Origin of the sequence: Sciscionella marina DSM 45152, assembly GCF_000379465.1 — a bacterium.
Lineage (GTDB): Bacteria > Actinomycetota > Actinomycetes > Mycobacteriales > Pseudonocardiaceae > Sciscionella > Sciscionella marina.
On the sequence record NZ_KB905398.1, the window covers coordinates 24,067 to 43,980 of the forward strand.

At 65.6% G+C, this 19,914-nt stretch carries 18 protein-coding genes and 1 pseudogene; all 19 read right to left on the bottom strand.

Features of this window, described 5'->3' with window-relative positions; all coding sequences use genetic code 11:
* Nucleotides 1-801: 801 nt before the first annotated feature.
* The 19 genes and pseudogenes from A37U_RS0123080 to A37U_RS44825 all read right to left on the bottom strand — a co-directional run bounded on the left by A37U_RS0123080 (nucleotide 802) and on the right by A37U_RS44825 (nucleotide 19,813).
* Nucleotides 802-1,443, bottom strand: coding sequence for a response regulator (locus tag A37U_RS0123080; protein ID WP_020499044.1), 642 nt, complete (start codon nucleotides 1,441-1,443; stop codon nucleotides 802-804).
* Nucleotides 1,440-2,726, bottom strand: a complete 1,287-nt coding sequence (locus A37U_RS0123085) for a sensor histidine kinase (RefSeq protein WP_020499045.1) — start codon at nucleotides 2,724-2,726, stop codon at nucleotides 1,440-1,442. The genes A37U_RS0123080 and A37U_RS0123085 overlap by 4 nt, the downstream gene beginning before the upstream one ends.
* Nucleotides 2,727-2,769: 43 nt before the next feature.
* Nucleotides 2,770-3,162, bottom strand: a complete 393-nt coding sequence (locus A37U_RS0123090; RefSeq protein WP_020499046.1) for a hypothetical protein — start codon at nucleotides 3,160-3,162, stop codon at nucleotides 2,770-2,772.
* A 213-nt stretch (nucleotides 3,163-3,375) separates the two neighbouring features.
* On the bottom strand, nucleotides 3,376-4,914 hold the full coding sequence (locus A37U_RS44795; protein ID WP_240437647.1) for an MFS transporter: 1,539 nt from the start codon (nucleotides 4,912-4,914) through the stop codon (nucleotides 3,376-3,378).
* 344 nt (nucleotides 4,915-5,258) lie between these two features.
* Nucleotides 5,259-5,534: pseudogene (locus A37U_RS54965) on the bottom strand (integrase core domain-containing protein); the annotation flags it as partial.
* Nucleotides 5,535-5,550: 16 nt separating this feature from the next.
* Nucleotides 5,551-6,927 carry an IS110 family RNA-guided transposase gene (locus tag A37U_RS44800; protein ID WP_020499049.1) on the bottom strand — a complete coding sequence of 459 codons (1,377 nt, stop codon included), beginning with the start codon at nucleotides 6,925-6,927 and terminating at the stop codon, nucleotides 5,551-5,553.
* A 227-nt stretch (nucleotides 6,928-7,154) separates the two neighbouring features.
* Nucleotides 7,155-7,754, bottom strand: a complete 600-nt coding sequence (locus tag A37U_RS44805) for a helix-turn-helix domain-containing protein (RefSeq protein WP_020499050.1) — start codon at nucleotides 7,752-7,754, stop codon at nucleotides 7,155-7,157.
* Nucleotides 7,755-8,536: 782 nt separating this feature from the next.
* Nucleotides 8,537-9,511 (bottom strand): PDR/VanB family oxidoreductase, encoded by a 975-nt coding sequence (locus A37U_RS0123120; RefSeq protein ID WP_205622995.1) that lies wholly within the window; start codon nucleotides 9,509-9,511, stop codon nucleotides 8,537-8,539.
* A complete protein-coding gene (locus A37U_RS0123125; protein ID WP_020499053.1) occupies nucleotides 9,486-10,718 on the bottom strand; it encodes a cytochrome P450 in 1,233 nt (410 codons plus the stop codon). The genes A37U_RS0123120 and A37U_RS0123125 overlap by 26 nt, the downstream gene beginning before the upstream one ends.
* A gap of 107 nt (nucleotides 10,719-10,825) precedes the next feature.
* Nucleotides 10,826-11,827 (bottom strand): AraC family transcriptional regulator, encoded by a 1,002-nt coding sequence (locus A37U_RS0123130; RefSeq protein ID WP_020499054.1) that lies wholly within the window; start codon nucleotides 11,825-11,827, stop codon nucleotides 10,826-10,828.
* Between the two features lie 124 nt (nucleotides 11,828-11,951).
* A complete protein-coding gene (locus A37U_RS0123135) occupies nucleotides 11,952-13,436 on the bottom strand; it encodes an NAD-dependent succinate-semialdehyde dehydrogenase (RefSeq protein ID WP_020499055.1) in 1,485 nt (494 codons plus the stop codon).
* Complete coding sequence (locus tag A37U_RS44810; RefSeq protein WP_020499056.1) at nucleotides 13,433-14,140, bottom strand: enoyl-CoA hydratase/isomerase family protein; 708 nt, start codon at nucleotides 14,138-14,140, stop codon at nucleotides 13,433-13,435. The genes A37U_RS0123135 and A37U_RS44810 overlap by 4 nt, the downstream gene beginning before the upstream one ends.
* Nucleotides 14,137-14,472, bottom strand: a complete 336-nt coding sequence (locus tag A37U_RS0123145) for a Dabb family protein (protein ID WP_020499057.1) — start codon at nucleotides 14,470-14,472, stop codon at nucleotides 14,137-14,139. The genes A37U_RS44810 and A37U_RS0123145 overlap by 4 nt, the downstream gene beginning before the upstream one ends.
* A gap of 15 nt (nucleotides 14,473-14,487) precedes the next feature.
* On the bottom strand, nucleotides 14,488-15,396 hold the full coding sequence (locus tag A37U_RS44815) for an NAD(P)-dependent oxidoreductase (RefSeq protein ID WP_020499058.1): 909 nt from the start codon (nucleotides 15,394-15,396) through the stop codon (nucleotides 14,488-14,490).
* On the bottom strand, nucleotides 15,396-16,757 hold the full coding sequence (locus A37U_RS0123155) for a M24 family metallopeptidase (protein WP_020499059.1): 1,362 nt from the start codon (nucleotides 16,755-16,757) through the stop codon (nucleotides 15,396-15,398). The genes A37U_RS44815 and A37U_RS0123155 overlap by 1 nt, the downstream gene beginning before the upstream one ends.
* A 25-nt stretch (nucleotides 16,758-16,782) precedes the next feature.
* Nucleotides 16,783-17,787 carry a transketolase family protein gene (locus A37U_RS0123160; protein ID WP_020499060.1) on the bottom strand — a complete coding sequence of 335 codons (1,005 nt, stop codon included), beginning with the start codon at nucleotides 17,785-17,787 and terminating at the stop codon, nucleotides 16,783-16,785.
* Entirely contained in the window at nucleotides 17,780-18,628 is an 849-nt protein-coding gene (locus tag A37U_RS44820; protein WP_020499061.1) for a thiamine pyrophosphate-dependent enzyme, read from the bottom strand. Before A37U_RS44820 ends, A37U_RS0123160 begins: the two co-directional genes overlap by 8 nt.
* A 43-nt stretch (nucleotides 18,629-18,671) precedes the next feature.
* Nucleotides 18,672-19,172 (bottom strand): flavin reductase family protein, encoded by a 501-nt coding sequence (locus tag A37U_RS0123170; RefSeq protein WP_020499062.1) that lies wholly within the window; start codon nucleotides 19,170-19,172, stop codon nucleotides 18,672-18,674.
* On the bottom strand, nucleotides 19,169-19,813 hold the full coding sequence (locus tag A37U_RS44825; protein ID WP_020499063.1) for a 3,4-dihydroxy-2-butanone-4-phosphate synthase: 645 nt from the start codon (nucleotides 19,811-19,813) through the stop codon (nucleotides 19,169-19,171). The genes A37U_RS0123170 and A37U_RS44825 overlap by 4 nt, the downstream gene beginning before the upstream one ends.
* Nucleotides 19,814-19,914: the final 101 nt, after the last annotated feature.

The following is a 19,914-nucleotide window of genomic DNA, read 5'->3' on the forward strand; positions in this document are numbered from 1 at the left end:
CCTCTCCATTCAGCCGAGGCGAATCGGCGTGCGCCAGTTGCGCGATCGGGATGGTGACGCATCTGCCTTCACGGTTATCGCAATCCGAATCCGGTCGCGTTGGAACAGGCATTTCCGCCTGGCATGAAGACTCGTCCCGTTGAACAGTTCCACTGATCAAGGAGACACCACCTCCCCACGAAGCACGCTATTTCACGATTCTTCGCGAATCGTGATCATACATCCAGAAAAGCCGATCGGCTATATATACAGAGCCTGACAATGTCGTATTCCGCGACATTGTCACACCGGGAATTGCCCTCGAATTACTGTTTTAACAATCGCTGATAGAAACCGCAACGAACTATTTCCCCATTGACGACTGCGGTTCACCAACCATAGCGCCACGCAAAGCCCCAGTTCGGGCACCTCCTGCCGCTCGATGGAAAAGGTCGAATTTGCCTGTCGCCCCACTTTGCGTAGCGCCCCATCACAGGTTATAGCTTAGACTCCCCACAATACGAGCGTCAAGATAGCATATATCGGACAACATGCCCATTTCTGGCGGCGAAATGCGAGCGGCCGTTACTCCGGATAATCAGGCAAATCAGTCAGCTCGTGCACGTCCTACCGCTGTCCCGAACCCAACCCGCAGCGCAAAGCCCTGGATCGCGTTCGTGAATAGCAGTAACGAATCCTGGCCGAGATCGTCGCGCCGATTACGCTCAGAACATTGAAGGGGTCTGCAGGTACCTGCAGACCCCTTCCATTGACACTGCGAACAATTCGTTAAACGATAACGCACCGAGAGTTTATCTCACGTTACGTGCTGAGCAGCCCTGCGTTGTACGCCGCTGCGACCGCCGCAGCCCGGTCACTGACCCCGAGCTTGCTGTAGACATTGAGCAGATGAGTCTTGACGGTGGCCTCGGTGATGAACAGCCGCGCCGCCACTTCACGATTGGTGTTCCCCTGCGCGACCAGATTGAGAACCTCGACCTCGCGTTGCGAAGGAACCTCGTTCCCCGGAACCTCGGGTTCCCGGACCCGGCGCATCAGCCGCGCCGCGACCGTAGGGGACAACACCGCTTCGCCTTCGGCTGCGGCGCGAACCCCGCGCAGCAGCTCCTCCCGGGGCGCGTCCTTAAGCAGGTACCCGGTCGCACCGGCATCGATCGCCGGGAGCACGTCGGCGTCGGTGTCATAGGTGGTGAGCACGAGCACTCGAACCGGAACCCCGGTGCGGACGAGTTCGGTGATCGCGGCGACGCCGTCGGTCCCCGGCATGCGCAGGTCCATGAGCACGACATCGGGGCGCAGCGCCACGGCCTGCCGGACCGCTTCGGCACCGTCCGCGGCCTGTCCGACCACTTCGAATCCGGAGTCATTGGCGAACATGCTGCTCAATCCGTCCCGCACGACGGGGTGGTCGTCCACGATCAGCAAACTGACAGGCCGGTTCACAAGCTCACCTCACTGATTCCCCGAGGACCGGCCGCCGATTCGTCCCGGATCTCGCTCACGGTCGCGTTTCCTTCCGCGACCACCGGTACGCGAGCGGAGATTCCCGTTCCCGCCCCCGGATCCGACTCCACCTGTAGTGTCCCGCCAACCTGTTCGGCCCGCTGGCGCATGCTGAGCAATCCGACACTCGAATCGGCCCCCCGCTCGTTGAGATTGAACCCCTTACCGTCGTCACGCACATCCACGGCGACCTCATCGGCAAAGTAGGACAACGTCACGCCGACCCGGCTCGCCTCGGCGTGTTTGCCCACGTTCGCCAGCGCTTCCTGGGTGATCCGCAGCAGCGCCGTCTCGGCCTCGGCATCGAGTGGCCGCACGCTGCCCGTCGTGGTGAAGGCGGCAGCCACCCCGTTGCGGGTCGACCAGCGCTCGGCGACTTCACCGAGCGCGTGCTCCAACCGCGCGGTGCGCAAGGGCTCCGGGCGCAGCGCGCCGACCGAGCGCCGCGCTTCGGCGAGGCTCTCCCTGGCCAGCTGTGTCGCGGATTCGATGTGGTGCCCGCGCCCGTCGATGTCCTGTTCGGCGGCCCGCAACTGAGCGATGATCCCGGTCAGCCCCTGAGCGAGGGTATCGTGGATCTCCCGTGCCATCCGCTGGCGCTCGTCGTGCACTCCTGCATCGCGCGCCTTGGAAAGCAGCTCCTCATGCAGTCGCGCATTCTCCTCGAGGCTCGCGGCGAGCCTCCTGTTGGCGTCTCGCGTTTCCGCGAGAGCTCGTTCACGCTCGTCATTGCGCCGTCCACCGTGCCAGATCAACCAGGCGAACACGCACATCGGGACCACGTTCACCACGAGGACAGCGGCGAAGCTCAACAGCCCGAGCATCGTGGTCTTGTCGATCTCGGTGGCCTGTGCCGTCCCCGCTATCAGCGCCACCGCAGCGATCACCGGCAGCTGCCACGGCCAGGGAATCAACCGGAAGGCATAGACGTAGGCCGCGGGCACGAACGCCCCGAACCACGGATCGCGCACCACCAGGAGCGCCATGATGGCCAGTAGGCCGAGGACGAAAACCGTCATCACGCCCGGGCGTAGCCGCCATTCGGGGAACAGCGTGAACAGGAACAACATCCACAGAGCTGCCAGACCGCAGAGTCCGAGGTCCACAGCGAGCGAGGCACCATCGGCATGCTTCTCGATGATGGTGAAGGCGGTCAGCCCGGCGAGCAGCACATAGGGCAGTACCGTGACAACGGGGTGCCGGTGTGACTCCCACGATCGCATAACGCCATCCTCCTTCAGGCCCCCGCCACCTGAACGACCGCATTCAGCCCTTCGCAAAGGAAGCGCGCACGCGCTTGCCGTTGATCAGGACCACGACACCGAGTAGCAGCAGCCCGCAGATCCCCTGCTCGATCTTGACCCACAGCGGTAGAAAACCGGGAAGCGCGAGGATGACCGCGATCACGACCACCATGACCCCGGAGGAGATACGCAACCGCAGATACGACCTCGCCGAACCACGCGCCGCGCTGACCGCGAAACTCAACATCAACGCTCCGGTCAGGGCGACGATGATCGTCCGGATCCACACCGCGTCGGTGACAAGTGTGGGATTGTTCTGCAGCACGATGTCCGCGACGACGGTCAAGATGCTCACGGCCAGGTAGGTGCCGATCAGCACCTTCGGTGTCCGAAGTTCCTTGCTGATTTCGCTCATGCTCATCCCTCTCCTTTGTTCGTCTGTAACCGATCCTGCCGGGCCGTTCCCCGCGCGCGCATCCCCTGATGGCTCGATCCTCCGCCTCCACCGATCGGTTGATCGCATGCCGGACACGACGTGTGTCTCCGTGCCGGAGGACGCGGACTCGGTCGCCCAGGGTACACGCTCGCTGACCGAACGTTTCGGGGTTCGGTCCGCTCGTCCCTGTGTTCAGCTGGGTGCGGGTTTCGTATCGCGCACGAGCAGAGCGAGTATCGCCGCGAGCAGGGCGACCGCGGTACCGACCCAGTAGACCGTGTGCAGTCCGGTCATGAAGGTGTGGTGGGCAACATCGCTGACGGTGTCGGCGATCCGGGTTGCCTCGGACGCGGAGGTGCCGCCATGGGTGAGTCCCTGGACGATCCCTTCTCGTGCGGCGGGCGGAAAGCCGAGTTCCACGGTTTTCCCCAAACCGGCTGCGACCTGATCGGCCTCCAGTGTGCTGCCGAGCGCTCCGCGCAGGTTGCCGGCGAAAGTGGAGCCGACGATCGTGGCCATGACTCCGCCTAGTACCGAAGTGCCGAGGGCTCCGCCGAGTTGGGTCATGGACTGTTGCAACCCGGAAGCGACCCCGGCTTTGTCGACAGGTGCGTTCCCCACGATCGCCTGGGTGGCCGCCACCATCATGAACCCGATGCCGAAGCCGGCGATCACGAAGATGGGGACCAGTTCCCACACGCTCGATCCGATCTGGATGCGTTGCATCAGCAGCAGCCCGATCACCAGCAACACGGCGCCCGAGACGAGGGTCTTGCGCACCCCGGCTTTCTCGGTCATCCATCCCGAGACCGGGGAAGCGACGAGCGAAGTCGCCGAGAGGGGCAATAATGCGATTCCGGTGGCCATCGCGGAGAGTTCTTGGGGACCCTGCAGGAAAAACGTCATGAAGAACATGAGGCTGAACAGGGAGAACATCACCACGATCATCAGCACGATACCGATCGACAGTGAACGGTTCCGGAACAGCGAAAGCGGCACCATCGGGCTGTGCGTTTTCCGCTCGATGACCATGAACACGGCCAGCAGTACGAGCCCCACTACCAAGAACAGCATGGTCGACGCGCTGGTCCACCCACTGTCCTGGGCTTGAGTGATGCCCCACACCAAGCTGGCCATGGCGAGGGTGAGCGTGACCGCACCGGGCACATCCAGGCGGTGGTTGCCTCGTTCACACGATTCGCGGATGATCACCAATCCCAGCGAGACACCGAGCACCCCGAAAGGCAGGTTGAGAAAGAACACCCACGGCCAGTTCGCGTACTGCACGAGTAGCCCGCCCACGATCGGTCCACCGGCGCTGGCGATGGCCGAGATGGAGCCGAAGATCCCGAGCGCGCGGGAGAGCTTGTCCACCGGGAACGCCGCACGCAGCACACCGATACCCGCGGGCCCGATCATCGCCCCGAACACCGCCTGCAACCCGCGAGCGGCCACCAGGAACCAGATCGAACCGGCCAGCCCGCACAGCAATGAGGCGAGCGAGAACCCGCCCACCCCCACCAGGAACAGGCGTTTGCGACCGAACTTGTCAGCCACCCTGCCCATCGGAATGGTCAACCCGGCCAACACCAGCAAATACGCGTTCGTGACCCACTGAATCCCCTCCGGGCTCGCATGCAGATCACTGGCGATCGTCGGATTCGCCACCCCCACGACGGTGCCATCGATCATCACCACGAAAATCCCGGTCACCACCGCGAACAAGCTCAACCAAGCATGACGCGGAATAGTGCTGCCGCCCGTTGGTGGATCAACATGCGCGCCCGGCGTAGCAACAGACAATCGCACACCTCCGGGAAAGAAACTTGGACTCGCCGTACAACCTACGGACAACCACCGAACCAGTCGACCAGGAAGGGGTTCACACCTGAACGGCATCACCGCAGACAGTCCTCGGCTGTCGTATGACTGCGCGGAACCCCTGCAAACTGCATGAGGCTGCGGGTGGTCCACCCGGTGACCGCCGCGACCTCGACGCGGGGGCAGCGGCGACGGAACTCGCGCACGATGTGCTGCTTCCGTTGGTCGTTGACGCCCTGGGGGTGGGATTGGGTCTTCTGTAGGAGCCTTTCATACGGTGTCTGGCCGTCCAGGCTGCCGTGGGGGCGATGATAGTTGTAGTAGTCCTCCCATTCCTTGAGTTTCTCGTTGAACGCACCGATGTCGCCGAGGACGACACCGTCGAGCAGGCGGTAGAACTCTTCGGCGTCGATGCGGTGGGAGCGTTCGACCTTGCCGTTGAGCCGCGGGGTGGCGGGACGGATGTAGACATGACCGATGCCCTGGTCGAGCAGGTGCCAGTGAAACGCCGACTGGAACTCGGCTCCGTTGCGTTCCTAACGGATGTCAAGCCGCTCGGTGGGGTTTAGCGTGTGTGTTGGACGGGTCGGTGGATGGAGCGCGTGGCGACTTCTTGGTTCGCTGACCCGTCCCCACTACGGTTGTCTTGCGGGATCGGCGAATGTCTTCGGGCACGGTGTATCGCTCGGCGACTATGGCGCGGGCTTGAGCACGAGTGACTGGCGTGCCGTCGACGTCGCGTAGCTGGTAGGGCGTGTTGTTCTTCCAGCAGGAAGCGATGCGTGTCAGCAGGGTGGTTGCGATGTGGCAGAGCGCAGAGTTGTGGTGTTTACCGGCTTCGACCATGAGCCGGTGGTATTTGGCTGCCAGGGTGGGGTCGTTGCGGCGGGCCTGGCTGGCGGCCATGAACAGCGCTTCGCGGAGTAGGGCGTCGCCGCGTTTGGTCGGTCCGCCGTGGCTGCCGGAGAGGCCGGAAGCATCCAGTGAGGGAACAAGGCCGCTGAAGCCGCGGACCGCGGCCAGCGACGAGAAGCGGTTGATGTTACCGAGTCGTCCGAGAATTACCGCCCCGGTCACGGCCCCGATGCCGGGCGCGGAGGTGATGATCCCCTCGGGGTCGCGTTCGGCGACCAGGACGGTGATGCGTTCGTCGACGTCTTTGATTTCGTCGGTGATCGCCAGCGCGAGGCGGGCTTCGACGGCGATGTCGTCGGCCAGCTCGGAAAAGGCCAGTTCCTCGCCCCACAGCTGTGCTGTGGCCGCGGCGGCAGCCAGGATCTTGTCGGCCTCGGGTTCGCCCCATGAGCCGCGCGAGTGTCGGTAGAAGAACCGGGTCAATCGCGAGCGGCCGAGGCGACGGATGGTGTGGGGGTCGGCGTAGCCGGCGGCGAGGAAGCGCCGTGGAGTCTTGTTCGCCAGATCACCGCTGAGGGCGGCGTGCCAGTCCGGTCCGAGGATCTCCAGCAGTGCATCGAGCCGGGCCAGGCTGGCGGTGCGACGCTGGACGAGCGTGGAGTGCAGCTTTGTCGCGCGCCGCAGCGGATCGCCTGGACCGGCGCCTCGCTCGGGATAGAGCCCTTCGGGGTGCAGCAGCGGCAGCCGGGCCAGCAGGATCGAATCCAGCCGATCGCTTTTGGTGTGTTTGGCATAGTAGGCGCGCAGATCCGCCGAACGCTCCGCCGATACCAGCACCACGGTGGCGCCCTGCCTGCGAAACCACGCTGCCAGCGGCACCCACGCATTGCGCGTCGGCTCCATCACGACCGTCACCTCGTCCGGCGTGACGTCGCTGGACAGTCGTGCCCACAACCGGTCTAAATCCTCGCCACGAGTGCGGAACCGGTGCCCGGACCACAACACCGTGCCCCGCTCGTCAGCCAGACTGGCTTGGTGCGGTGCGCGGACTGCGATGTCGATGCCCATCCGAACGATCACTATCGGAGCTCCCTTTTTGTTCGACTGAAACCAGAACCGGCCGCCGGGGCTGCCGTGGGAGCTCGATCCGCACCAGACATTCGCTAACAGGGATCCACCTCCGGCCCGAAGGCCGACGCGGTCGCCGGGTTCCTAACAGGGCATCTCGAACTCCGGCAGTGGCCCTGCCCGCCAGCATGGTCAACAGGCAAGGAGTCGCGCAGCGCTCCACTCGGTCAAACAACGTTGACGGGCAGGTGCCGGACGACCCAATCCTGCCCCGCCGGCCGACAAGACAAGATCAACGCCGCACACCAAGCTTGAATGTCGGTCTGGATCTTCTCTACCTGGAATGGCAGTCGAGACAGCACGAAGTCCAGAAACTGGATCGCGGTCTTCTGATCGGACCGAGGGTAGATCCGCAGGATCCGCAAACGGGTGCAGTCATCGATCGCGGTGTACTGGTAGAACCGCTTCTTCCGACCGGTGTCGGTCATGATCGGATCGACGAACTTGACGTCGATCTGCAACTGGTGGCCAGGTCGTTGCTTCTCATACCGCTTCCACCTCTGGCGGTGGCGCTTGTAGCGCTGGGAGGCAGGTAGCCGGCTCATGCCCGGGCGCTTGAGGATGCGATAGATCGTGGATGCGCTGATCTCTTGGTCGTGGTAGCGGCGCAGGTACATGCTGATCTTCAGCGGGCCGAAGTGGTAATGCTGCCGGAGGTGGACGATCTTCTCGACCACCTGCGGGTGAGTAATCGTCGGGCAATGCAGCGGCGCACTGGAGCGGTCTTTCAGCCCGTCGATGCCCTCGTCCTCGTAGCGCGTTTCCACCGGTAGAACACGGTGCGGCTGATGCCGTAATACCGGCAGGTCGCCGCAACGTTGCCGCTGATCTCTTCCGCGTGACGAAGAACGGCCAGACGCCGGTTCGCGCGCCTGACCAGATCCTTCTCACTCCACACTCGCTCAGCCATGGGCCTCCCTTTGATCAAGAACCCAGACTGTCAACAACCTCAGTCAGTTTTAGAACTAGATGCTGTCGCCGACGAACTGAATGATCGGCCCCGAGAAACACCCGACTGGCTCAAACCCACCGAAATCCTCAACAAAATCCCCCTCGAGCACAGTGGTGCACCCACCACTTGACACCGCCATCATCGAGGTATTGCGCTCGACCGGTTGACCCCACACTGGAGCCGATTACGTATTTCCTGCTCATCCTCAGCGGAATTGCACCATACACCCGCTAGCCGAATCAGCGGTCTGCCTGAGACCGACTCCGACCGGGCCCACTTTTCGGCCAACCTAGAACCTACGGATGAAAAGGCCGCAGCCCTGGATGACACCTAGTGCCACCGGGCGCCGGTCAATGCCGGTTTGTGCAGTTCAACCCATAAATCGCCACCCGAGCGGTGTCAGCCAGTACCGAACTGTACCGGACAGGACATCGACACACGAGCCCGAACGGAGCCCGGTGAACCTTACACTTCAGTCCTAAGTAGACATATGGCCTTGCTGCAGCGAACCCTGCGACGGAATATGCTACCTATCCGCGCGCAGGCTGGCTCACCGGTGGTCGCGGCTTTCGGTGGGCACTTTTCACCCCTCTCGGTTCAGAGCCGTAAGGCCAGTCTTGGCCCCGAGCAGCGGGATACGCAGATCATCATGCAGGTGTTTTCGTTCTGTTCCTCGGTTGTCAGGACGTGGTCGCGGTGGTCGGCTGTTCCCTCGACGATGTCTGTTTCGCAGCTTCCGCATATGCCGTCCTGGCAGTCGCTGATGACGTCGATTCCGGCTGCCCGCACGACGTCGAGGATGGAGCGGTCGGCGGGGACCGGCAGTGTCAGGCCCGAGTTGGTCAGCTCGACGACGAACTCGCGCTCATCGTTGTCCACGGCGGTGGTGGGGGCGACCGAAAACAACTCGTATCGCACTTGATCCGGTGAACCTGATCGGCGTGCTTGGTCCCGGACCGCATCGATCAGTCCTTGCGGGCCGCACACGTAGATCAGTTCGCCGCGATTGGCCGATGCCATTAGGGTCGCGAGGTCCGGGCGGCCGTATTCGTCCTCTGGTTGCACCGAGACCCGGGGGCCGTGGGCTTCCAGTTCGTCCAGGAATGCCATGGATCGGCGTGAACGTCCGCCGTACCACAGCCTCCAGTTCACGCCGGCGCGCTCGGCCTCGCGGATCATGGGCAGGATCGGTGTGATGCCGATGCCTCCGGCGATGAAGGTGTAGCTTGTGGCGTCTTCGAGCCGGAAGTGGTTATGTGGGCGACGTATCCGCAGCACGTCGCCCACGGTGACCTCGTCGTGCAACCATCGCGAGCCACCACGGCCGTCCGGTTCGCGTAGCACCCCGATCCGGTAATGGTCGGTCGTTCCCGGGTCCCCGCACAGTGAATACTGGCGAGCCGAGCCATCTGGGGTCAGCACGTCGATATGGGCGCCCGCGCTCCACGGCGGTAGTGGCGCGCCACTGGTGCGGCGTAGGACCAACGAGCGCACATCGGTGGCTTCGTCATGTGCCTGGGTGGCGCGTACGGAGATGGGGATGCGATCACCAGGCGATGTCAAGGCGCTCAAGCCCCCGGAAGAAGTAGCTGGCGATATAGGTGGGTTCGTAGCCGTCCGCCAACCGCAGTGTGGGCAGCCGGTCGAGCAGGGTCTCGATGGCCACACGTACCTCGGTGCGGGCCAGCTGGGATCCCGGACACTGGTGGATGCCGCTGCCGAAGGCCAGATGTTCCCGGACGTTGCCGCGGTCGAGATCGACCTCGTCGGGGTGGTCGAACTTGGTTTCGTCGCGGTTGGCCGAGCCGAACAGCAGCAGCAGTGCCGTGCCCTTGGGCAGGGTGACGCCGTCGAGTTCGACCTCGCGGGTGGTGACACGCATCAGTCCGCGGTGCGGCGCGTCGCGGCGCAGCGTCTCCTCGAGGATCTTGGGAAGGATTCCCCGGTCGGCTGCCGCCCGCTTCCACAGGTGCCGGTCGTCGTCGAGCATCAGCAGCAGGGCACTGGTCATCAGATCGCGGGTGGTGTCATGACCGGCGAAACGCAGGCCGCGGAACATGTAGTGCAGGTCGCCATGGCTGACCGGTGGGAAGTGGTCGCTGCCGTGGACGAGGTCTGACATGAAGTCCTCGCGTGGGTTGGCGCGGCGATCGGCGGCCATCTTCTCGACGTAGTCCTGGTAGTCGTGCAGGCGCCGGGCGGCCTCGACCTTCCCGTCGACGGGCGCGAGCGGGTTCATCAGCAGCATGTAGTCGTCGGTCCATGCCTGTACTCGGTCGACGTCCTCGGGCGGGATACCGAAAACCAGGCTGACCACGAGCTGGACGAAGGGATCGGAGTACTGGCCGACCAGGTCCGCTCGTCGTTCGGGTACAACGGCGTCGATGAGCTCATTGGCGCGCCGTTGCATCGCGGGAAGCTGCCGGCGTACGCGGCGACCGGAAAAGGCGTGGTTGAGCACCTGCCGCAGCGGCGCGTGCTGGGGTTCGTCCGCGTTGACGACCGTGGACGCTTCCGGTAGCAGCCCGTCCAGGGCTTCCAGTACCTCGGGCGGGTTGGTCCACATCGTCGGGATGGCGTTGGCGGAGGAGAAGGTCTCCGGATCGTCGACGATGGCCCTGATGTCGTCGTAGCGGGTGACCATGTAGGCGTTCAGCGCGGGGCTGTAGGCCACCGGCTGCTCCGTGCGCGACCAGCGATAGAACAGGTGCGGGTCGGCGCGGTGGGGCGAGACCATCGGGTTGAATTCGGCGAGTCCCGCTGGCTGGGCGTTCGTCACAGCACACTCCTTTGTGTCGTGTGTTCCAGACCCGGCCGACGGTAGGCAGCTATGCCGCTGCGGGCTATGCGCTCGACGTAGCGGATATCCGCCCCGCGCACGCAGTCTCAGCGTGACTGGTCGTGCAGGGTGGCGACCGGGAGGTCACCGAACCGACGGCGGTAGTCGCGGGCGAATCGGCCCAGGTGGTGGAAGCCCCAGCGGGTGGCGATTTCGGTGACGGTGCGATGCGCGGGATCGGCGTTGACCAGGTCTCGGTGCGCGGATTCCAAGGCACGTGCGCGCCGGTACGCGGTCGGGCTGAGGCCGAGCTCGCGGGCGAACGCGTTTTGCAGGGCGCGCACGCTCACGCCGCAGACCCTCGCCAGTGCCAGTACATCCACCGGTTCGTCGAGGTGCTCCTCGATGAACCGGACGGCCGTGCGCACCACGCGGCTGGTGGCGATCGGTCGTTCCGCGTCGAGTTCGTCGCGATACTCGTGCCGCGCGGTGTGCAGGAATGAGGTCAACAGCGTCCTTGTCAGCGAGTCGGCGATCCGCCGGCAGCGTTGCGGTGGGAGTGTGCTGCCGAGATCGAACACGGACTGCGCGAGACCGACCCAGGAACGAGCCGCGGCATCACTCAGATCGAGGGCGTGCTCGAACGCGATGGAACCTCGCAGGGGCCGATTCAACAGCTCGGTCAGATCGCGTTCGAGCACTTCGCGACTGAAGCGGATCCCGATCTGGGCGCACCCGGCGTTCCACCGGTCGATGACCGAGGGCAGATCCGGTGTGTAGACCGCGGCGGTGGAGGGCGACGCGATCAGCCGCTGATCGCCGCAGCGGGTATCGACGCGTCCGGACAGGGGGATGTTGACCTGGTACCCGGTTTCCAACCGGCCACAGTCCAGTCGGACCGCTGCCCCATACTCGATCGCACCGACGGTCATCTCGGGCCCGAACTCGCAGGCGCGCAGCCGCATTCCGACCGACTCACGGCCGTCCTGGTCGACCGGTATGAGGTGATGCGGGAAGAACGCGCGTTCGCCGATCGAGCGAGCACGATCGAGGTCACCGGTCGAGACGACCAGCCACTGCACACCACTGCGTTGTGGTTCTCGGCGCATAACTACGAATCCCTGGGTCGGCGCCTTTCAGGTAGATCGGCCGGAGCCCGGCCAGTCAGACACGGTTTCTCTCCATCCCTGTGGGCGGTTCACCGAAAGTCCGGGGGTGTTGTTGGTGTTCCGATCACCAGGCCACGGCCAGGTATTGGGTTTCGGTGTAGTCGAGTACTCCTTCGTGTCCGCCCTCGCGTCCAAGCCCGCTTTGTTTCGCTCCCCCGAACGGTGCGGCCGGGTCCGACAGCAGGCCACGATTGATACCCACCATGCCGGTTTCGAGTCGTTGTCCCAACCTGATGGCTTTGCTGACGTCGCGCGCGTACACGTAGGAGGCGAGGCCGTATTCGGTGTCGTTGGCTTGAGTGACCGCGTCGCGTTCGTTGGTGAAGCGCACGATCGGGGCGACCGGACCGAAGATCTCGGTGTGCAGGATGGCCGCGTCGGTGGGTACGTGGTCCAGGATCGTCGGGGCGATGTACCAGCCTTTGCCCTGGTTCTCGGTTTCGCCGGTCACCAGGGTGGCGCCGGCGGCCAGTGTCGAGTCCACGAGCGCGCGGATGTTGTCGCGTGCCCGTTTGTCGATGAGTGGTCCGAAGTCGGTGTATTCGTCCAGGCCGGGGCCGATGACGAGGTCTTGCAGCCGCCGCGCCAGTCCGGCGACGAACTCGTCGGCGATGTCGTCGTGCACGTAGAACCGGTTGGCCGCGGTGCAGGCCTGCCCGCCGTTGCGCATTTTCGCGATCATCGCGCCATCGAGGGCCGCGTCGAGGTCCGCGTCGGCGCAGACGATGAACGGGGCATTGCCACCCAGTTCCATCGACGAGGCGAGTACGCGGTCGGCGGCCTGGGCCAGCAGGCGGCGCCCCACGGCGGTGGATCCGGTGAACGAGATCTTCCGTACCCGGGCGTCGTCGAGCAGTGCCGACACCACTGGTCCGGGGTCGCTGGTGGGGATCACGTTGACCACCCCGGGTGGCGCGCCAGCACGCTCGAGCAGGCAGGCCAGCGCCAGTGCCGTCAGCGGGGTCTGCGCCGCGGGTTTGAGCACGGCGGTGCATCCGGCCGCCAAGGCGGGGCCGATCTTGCGGGTCGCCATGGCCGCGGGAAAATTCCAGGGGGTGATCAGCGCGGCGACACCGACGGGGTTGAGCGCGGTGACCAGGTGGTTGCCGCCGCCGGGAGCTGGTCCGATCGTCCCGGTCAGACGAACCGCTTCCTCGGAGTACCAGCGGAAGAACTCGGCGGCGTAGGTGACCTCGGCGCGGGCATCGGCGATGGCCTTGCCGTTCTCCCAGCTGATGAGGGCGGCTAGCTCATCGCGGTGTTGCTGCATGAGCTCGTAGGCGGCGCGCAGCACCTCGGCGCGGGCCCGGGGCGGGCGCTGAGCCCAGGTGGGCAGGGCGGCCGCCGCCGCGTCCACCGCCTTTCTCGCCTCGCCCGGGGTCACCGCGGACACCGTCGTGATCGTCTCGTCGGTCGCGGGGTCGAGGACGTCGAACGAGCCGGCACCGGCTGTCGCGCGCCATTCGTTGTCGATCCAGGCGCCGAGCGGGCGATGCGGCGACAGAAAGGTGTCTACCGCGTTGCGGGCGTGTTCGCGGTTGTCGGTCATTTCCCGAACATCTCCACGAACGCGTCCGCCCCCTGGCGCAGCGCCTGCTCGTAGGGTTCCTCGCGGCTGGCGAGGAACAGTGAGCGCCCGGCCAGCGCGGCCTGGCCGCCGCCTTGGGCGAGTTCGGCGTAGTGATGGACACGGTCGGCCAGATGCCCGGCGGGGACAACCTCGTCGACGATGCCGAGTTCATGGGCGCGGCGCGCGCCGAAGGGTTGCCCGGTCAGGGCGTTGGTCAGCGCGGCCTTGATCGGGACTCGGCGGGCCACCGGGCCCTGCGCGATCATCGGCCACGTGCCGAGGGTGGCCTCGATGGTACCGAGCCTGCAGCCCTCGACCGCGATGACGATGTCCGCGCTGCACACCAGTCCGAACCCGCCGGCCAGTGCGTCACCGTTGACCGCGGCCAGGATTGGTTTGCGCGCTCGCGGAAAGTGCGCGAACAGCTCGACCGCCGCGTCGGCAAACTCGCGGGCCGTTCCGGTTTCGCGCAGTTTCGGCCCGTCGGCGCCGCCGCAGAAGAACTCGCCGGCTCCGGTGAGCACGAGCGCGCCGACCGAGTCGTCGCCGTCGAGCTCGACCAGCGTGGTGTGCAGTTGAACGGTCAGGTCGGTGTCGAGGAGGTTCTTCGGCGGGCGGTTGAGCCGGATCCAGGCGACGCGGCCGCTGCGTTCGATCTCGACCAAGGGGCGTGTGGTGGTCATACCGCGTGTTCCTTTCGGCCGGTGATGGTGGCTTCTGGGACGTAGTCCAGGGCGAATCGCTCCTCGCACAGCTCGTCGAGCCGTTCGAGCAGCCGAAGGTGGGCCGGGTGGTTCCAGTACTGGTCCTGGAAAGCAGTTTCCGAGCTCAGACGGGCCAGGCAGGCGTGGGTGAAACCACGCTGCAACCCACTGGGGTTGAGGTTCTGCCCGAAGGTCAGCTCGAGCAGGCCGGGCAGGCTCCCATGGACCCCCGCGCCGAACTCGGATAGGGCCTGGGCCAGATCTTCGATGCGCCCGGGTTTCGGTTTGAAGACCACATAGTGTTCGAACATCGCTCAGGACTCCTTTCACGCCTCGCGTGCGGGCAGATCGGACACGAGGGCTTGCAACTCATACAGCGCGGAGAAGTCGTCCTGGCCGTGGCCCAGCCCGATACAGGACTGGATCAGTTCTCGGGTCACCGCGGCCAGTGGCAGCGGTACACCGAGCTCGCGTGCCTGCTCGAGGCCGAGGTCGAAGTCCTTGCGCAGCAACGTGGTGGTGAACGTGGGCGGCTGGTAGTCGCGGCTGATCAACGGTCCGGACTTGGCGGTGATGAACTTCGAGGACAGCACCGTGTTCCCGAGGAACTCGAAAAAGGCCTCGCGTTCGATGCCCGCCTTGTCCATCAGCGCCAGCACCTCGCCCAGGGATTGGGTGATCAAGCCGAGCAGCAGGTTGTGACCGAGCTTCGCCAGCCGCGCGACCTCCCCCTGTCCGGCATACACGGCGGCACGGGCGATGGTCTCCAGCAACGTGGACACGCGATCGAAGGATTCCCGCGGGCCGGAGGCGACGACACACGCGCCGCCGGCAGCGACCACGTCGGGGTTGCCACTGATCGGCGCGGCCACGAAATTCCACCCGGCCTGCTCTGCCGCGTCCCGGGTTTCGGCCGAAGCCTGCGGTGAAACGGTCGAGCAGTCGACGATCGTGCGGTCCGGGCCGGTGCCACCCCCGGAGAACAGGCCCCCGGGGCCCGTGGTGACCGCCAGCAGGTCGGCAGGGCCGGAGACCGTGATGAACACGACCTCGCAGTCGGCCAACTCCGCCGGAGTACCGACGGGATTCACGTGGTCGGTTCGCCACTGGGCGATCTTCGATGGTGTCCGGTTGTAGGCGGCGATGGTGTGACCGGCGTCGATCAGGCGATCGGCCATCCGAGTACCCATGCGGCCGAGGCCGATCCAGCCGATGTGCGGGCGTGATGAGGACATCAGGCTCCCTTCGGCTCGGCCGCCACGGCCCCATTACCCGTGGAGTGCGCGGGCACGACGTTGCCGGTCGGCACGGTCGAGGTGTTGAACGAGAACCCGTTCCAATAGCGGGTGCCCGCGACCAGCAGTTCGTCGGCGGGGAATCGTGTGATCACGCGGGCGCCGTCGGCGGTCACGACGACTTCCTCCTCGATGCGCGCCGCGGACGAGCCGTCCGGGGTCGGCCAGTAGGTCTCCAGCGCGAAGACCATCCCCTCTTCGATGTCGACGGGATGGTCGAGCGAGTGGTAGCGGCTGATCAACGGCTGCTCCCAGACCGAGAGGCCGACGCCGTGGCAGTACTGCAGCCCGAACGCCTCTTCCTCGCTGGCATACCCGAGATCCTTCGCAGACGGCAGCGCTCGCGCCACGTCGGCGCTCGTCGCGCCGGGGCGCACCGCTGCGATCGCGTTGTCGATCGCCTCGCGGGCCTTGCCGTAGGCGTCGCGCTGGGCGCTGCTGGCGCTGCCCACGTTCAAGGTTCGGTAATAGCAGGTGCGGTAGCCGTTGAACGAGTGGATGATGTCGAAGTAGGCGGTATCGCCGGGCCGAGTCAGCCGGTCGGAGAACACGTGCGGGTGCGGGCTGCACCGTTCACCCGAGATCGCGTTGACCGCTTCGACCTCTTCGGAACCGAGTTCGTAGAGCACCCGGTTGACCAGCGCGACGCACTCGTTCTCGCGGGTACCGACGTGCAGGTTGCGGTAGAGCTCGTCGTAGGCGGCATCGACCATCCCGGCCGAATGGTCCAGCAGGGCGATCTCGTCGACGGTCTTGATCCGCCGTGCCCGCTGCATCAGCTCCTGGCCGTTGACGATGTGCAGACCCTCCGCTTCCAAGGCGCGCAGCACCGGAATTTCGACCACGTCGACACCGATCGACTCGCCGGACAGACCGGCATCGCGCAGCAGTTGGGCGATGCGGTGGGCGTTGCCGCGTTCCACACCGACGTCCTCGGGGATCGAACCCCGCCAACTCGAGATCCCGGCCTGCCAGCTGTCGGGACCGAACCAGGGCGCGTGTGCCTTGTGCTGGCGAGCCGCGGAACCGATATCCCACAGGATCGGGTCCCGATCACGCATCACCAGCGCGCACCGGAACAGTTTGTCCCGTGCCCAGTTGCCGATGTAGGTGGCGGTGGTGTAGCGGATGTTGTTCATGTCGAACAGCACCAGCGCGCCGATATCGGAGTCGCGCAGCTGCCGTTGGACGCGTTCGAAGCGTTGGGTGCGCAGCCGGGTGAAATCGACCCGCTGTTCCCAGTCCACGGCCATGACCGCACCCGGCGAGGCCACCGGCGTGTCGTTGTTCAGAATGCCCATCAGAGAACTCCCTTGTCCTTGCTCGTCACACCGGTGCGTACTCGCCCGCTTCGACGGGCGTGGCCGCGGCCGCGGGTGGTTCGTCGGTGCGGTCCAGCGCGTTCCAGGCGGCGTCGATGATGTGCTGTGTCGTCAGGCCATAGCGTTCGAACAGGTAGGGGCCGCTCAGCGCTCCTTCGGCGAAGGTGTCGCGCAATCCCACTCGCCGTAAGGTTCGTCCCAGCCCTGCCTCGGCGAGGGTCTCGGCGACCGCGGATCCGAGTCCGCCGATGATGCTGTGGTTCTCCGCTGTCACCACCGCACGCGCCGACCGGGCGACGCGCACAACCGTGTCGACGTCGAGTGGTTTGATCACCGGCACGTTCACCACGGCGACCCGCACACCACGGCCTCGCAGCGTCGAGGCGGCGGCCAGTGCGGCCGACAGCATCATGCCGTTGGTGAAGATCGCGACCTCGTCGCCCGTGGAGATCACCTGCGCCTGCTCCAGCGACACGCGCCGGTCCTCGTCGAAGATCACCGGGATCTCCCCACGCTTGAGGCGCAGATATACCGGGCCGGGATGATCGGCGATCAACGGCACGATCTGTGTGATCTCCGCGGCGTCGGCCACGTCGATCACGGTCATGTTCGGCAGTGCCCGCATCAGGGCGATGTCCTCGATCGCCTGATGGCTGGGCCCGCCGGGACTGGAGATGCCGGGCATGAACCCGATCAGGCGCACCGGCAGGTTGGGATAGGCCACCGCGTTCACGATCTGATCCAACGGCCGTCGCGTGGCGAACACACCGAAGGTGTGCACGAACGGGTTCAGTCCTTCGCGGGCCATCGCTCCGGCCATGCCGATCATGTTCGCCTCGGCCATGCCCGCATGCACGAATCGGTCCGGCAGCTCGTCGCGGAACAGATCGACCTCGCACTGCCGGGTCAGATCCCCGGACAAGCACACGACATCCTCGCGTTGTCGTGCCAACTCCACAAGAGCACGGCCGTAGGGTTTCTGCACGGTCTGGTAGGGCGGTTCACGCATAGCGCGCCTCCAGTTCGGTGAAGGCCTGGTTCGCCAGGTCGGGGGGAAGTTTGATGAAATGCCCGTCCGCGTCGGGGGGCAAGCAGTCGAGGCCGTGCCGGGTGGAGGTGCGCGCGATGATCACGCTGGGACGTGTCGCGGACAGGGCATCGGCGTACGCGTGGCGCAGGGCGTCGAGATCGTGCCCGTCGAGCTCGGCGACGTGCCAGCCATGCGCGGCCCACTTCTCGCCGATGGGCTCCAGGGTGGTGATCCCGTCGACAGGACCGTCCACCTGTGAGTTGTTCGCGTCCAGCACCACCGTCAGGCGGCCGAGCCGGTGGTGGGCCGCGAACAGGGCCGCCTCCCACAACTGGCCCTCCTCCAGTTCACCGTCGCTGCACAGCACGAACGTGTGTGGCGCGTCCGCTTCCTCCTCGCGTCCGCGCAACCGGTCGGTGTAGGCGAATCCCACACCCCCGGACAGGCCCTGGGCCAGGGAGCCGCAGGTGAGGTCCACGGCCGGGGACCGTTCGGTGCCGATGGCCTCCACACGCGACCCGTTCTGCCCGTATGCGGCCAGTTCCTCGGGGTCCAGCAGGCCGACTTCGGCCGCGACCGCGTAGGCGGCGACGATGTAGTGACCGGGCGAGCAGACGAACCGGTCCACGCCGGGCCGGAACAGCTCGGCACACAACACCGCCAGGGTCTCGGCCGCGGACAGGGCCTGGCCGAGATAGCCGAACCCCTGTGGTGCCACCATGCGCAGCGCGCGCAACCGGATGCCCGTGGCCACCCGGGCCGCGTCGTGGCGCGGGGCGGGGATCGCGGTTGCGCGCGTGGGGGACAAAGAGCGTGTCATGGGTTGTCCTTCGGGTCGGTGGGATCGCTGATCGATCATCGCGTCACGCTGCCCAGCTGCCGAAACGGCCGCGGTAGAACAGCAACGGATCGTCGAGTTCGGACTCGTCCAGGTCGGTGACGCGCCCGAGGACGATCTCGTGATCGCCGGCATCGTGCACAGTCTCGAGCCGACATTCGACGTAGGCCAGGTGCCCTTCGAGCACCGGTGTTCCCGTCCGGGACGGATGCCAGCGCACGCCGCGGAACTTGTCGCCTCCCGAGACGGCGAAGGTGTCACAGAGTTGTTGCTGCGCCCCGCTGAGGATGTTGGCTCCGAACCGGCCGGTCTCGACGATCCTCGGCCACGAGCGTGAGGTCTTTTGCGGGCAGAACAACACCAACGGCGGGTCCAGGGACACGCTCACCAGCGACTGCACGAGCAGCCCGGTCGGCCCGGCCTCGTCAACGCCGGTGATCACGGCGACCCCGGTACAGAATCGGCTCATCGTCGTTCGCAGTCGGCCCGGATCGACACTGGGTTCGAGATCCTGGTCGGTTGTCATGCCACGCTCTCCTGTTCCACAAGACCAAGCCGGTACCGGTCGGCGAACTCGACCATCGCCGAGTGACGGGCCAACCGGGCACTGTCGGGCGTCACCAGATGGCTGTACACACCACAACTGCCCAGACCGGCACTTCGAACGAAATCGGCGACCTGCTGCGCGGGGCCCGAACCTTCAACGACGGAATCGACGCGGACCGGGACCATATGCCCGGGACGGTTGAAGTCCTCGCGAACCGAGCCGGGATCGGCCAGCAGCCGGGCCGTTCTGGCCCGATCACGGGCCGAGATGCCGGTCCCTATCCCCTCGGCCGCATCGACGGTCACCCGCATGGCACCAGCCGGACCGTCCTCGTCGGTCCACGGCATCCCAGGCAGGCCCAGCCGTTGACACGCCGGAGCAGACACAGTGACGAACACCAGCCCCGAGCAATGGCGAACGACAAACGCCATCGTCGTCGCGGTCACCAGGCTCCCGGCCACGACAACAAGCCCGACAGGCTCACCACCCTGTGTCGACCCCAGAACCACAGGACGCCCCGCGCGAAGCTCGCCGACCGGATCCACCGGGACACCGGCACTGGCCGGTCGCAGCGCCGACTCGGCGGCTGTGGCCACGCATCCATCGACCGCGACACTCATATCTCAGGCTCCACTTCGCTGTAAGACCCCTCGAATCAGGTTGAAGCCAGTCTGTGGTCCACGAGGCCCCCGCACCATGGGCTGGTTACACAAAGTGTCGG

Bases quoted from the DNA above. Each gene is read 5' to 3' on its own strand.
- A37U_RS0123085 (WP_020499045.1), bottom strand. From the start codon at position 2,726: ATGCGATCGTGGGAGTCACACCGGCACCCCGTTGTCACGGTACTGCCC.
- A37U_RS0123090 (WP_020499046.1), bottom strand. From the start codon at position 3,162: ATGAGCGAAATCAGCAAGGAACTTCGGACACCGAAGGTGCTGATCGGC.
- A37U_RS44800 (WP_020499049.1), bottom strand. From the start codon at position 6,927: ATGGGCATCGACATCGCAGTCCGCGCACCGCACCAAGCCAGTCTGGCT.
- A37U_RS0123130 (WP_020499054.1), bottom strand. From the start codon at position 11,827: ATGCGCCGAGAACCACAACGCAGTGGTGTGCAGTGGCTGGTCGTCTCG.
- A37U_RS0123135 (WP_020499055.1), bottom strand. From the start codon at position 13,436: ATGACCGACAACCGCGAACACGCCCGCAACGCGGTAGACACCTTTCTG.
- A37U_RS44810 (WP_020499056.1), bottom strand. From the start codon at position 14,140: ATGACCACCACACGCCCCTTGGTCGAGATCGAACGCAGCGGCCGCGTC.
- A37U_RS0123145 (WP_020499057.1), bottom strand. From the start codon at position 14,472: ATGTTCGAACACTATGTGGTCTTCAAACCGAAACCCGGGCGCATCGAA.
- A37U_RS44815 (WP_020499058.1), bottom strand. From the start codon at position 15,396: ATGTCCTCATCACGCCCGCACATCGGCTGGATCGGCCTCGGCCGCATG.
- A37U_RS0123155 (WP_020499059.1), bottom strand. From the start codon at position 16,757: ATGGGCATTCTGAACAACGACACGCCGGTGGCCTCGCCGGGTGCGGTC.
- A37U_RS0123160 (WP_020499060.1), bottom strand. From the start codon at position 17,787: ATGCGTGAACCGCCCTACCAGACCGTGCAGAAACCCTACGGCCGTGCT.
- A37U_RS44820 (WP_020499061.1), bottom strand. From the start codon at position 18,628: ATGACACGCTCTTTGTCCCCCACGCGCGCAACCGCGATCCCCGCCCCG.
- A37U_RS0123170 (WP_020499062.1), bottom strand. From the start codon at position 19,172: ATGACAACCGACCAGGATCTCGAACCCAGTGTCGATCCGGGCCGACTG.
- A37U_RS44825 (WP_020499063.1), bottom strand. From the start codon at position 19,813: ATGAGTGTCGCGGTCGATGGATGCGTGGCCACAGCCGCCGAGTCGGCG.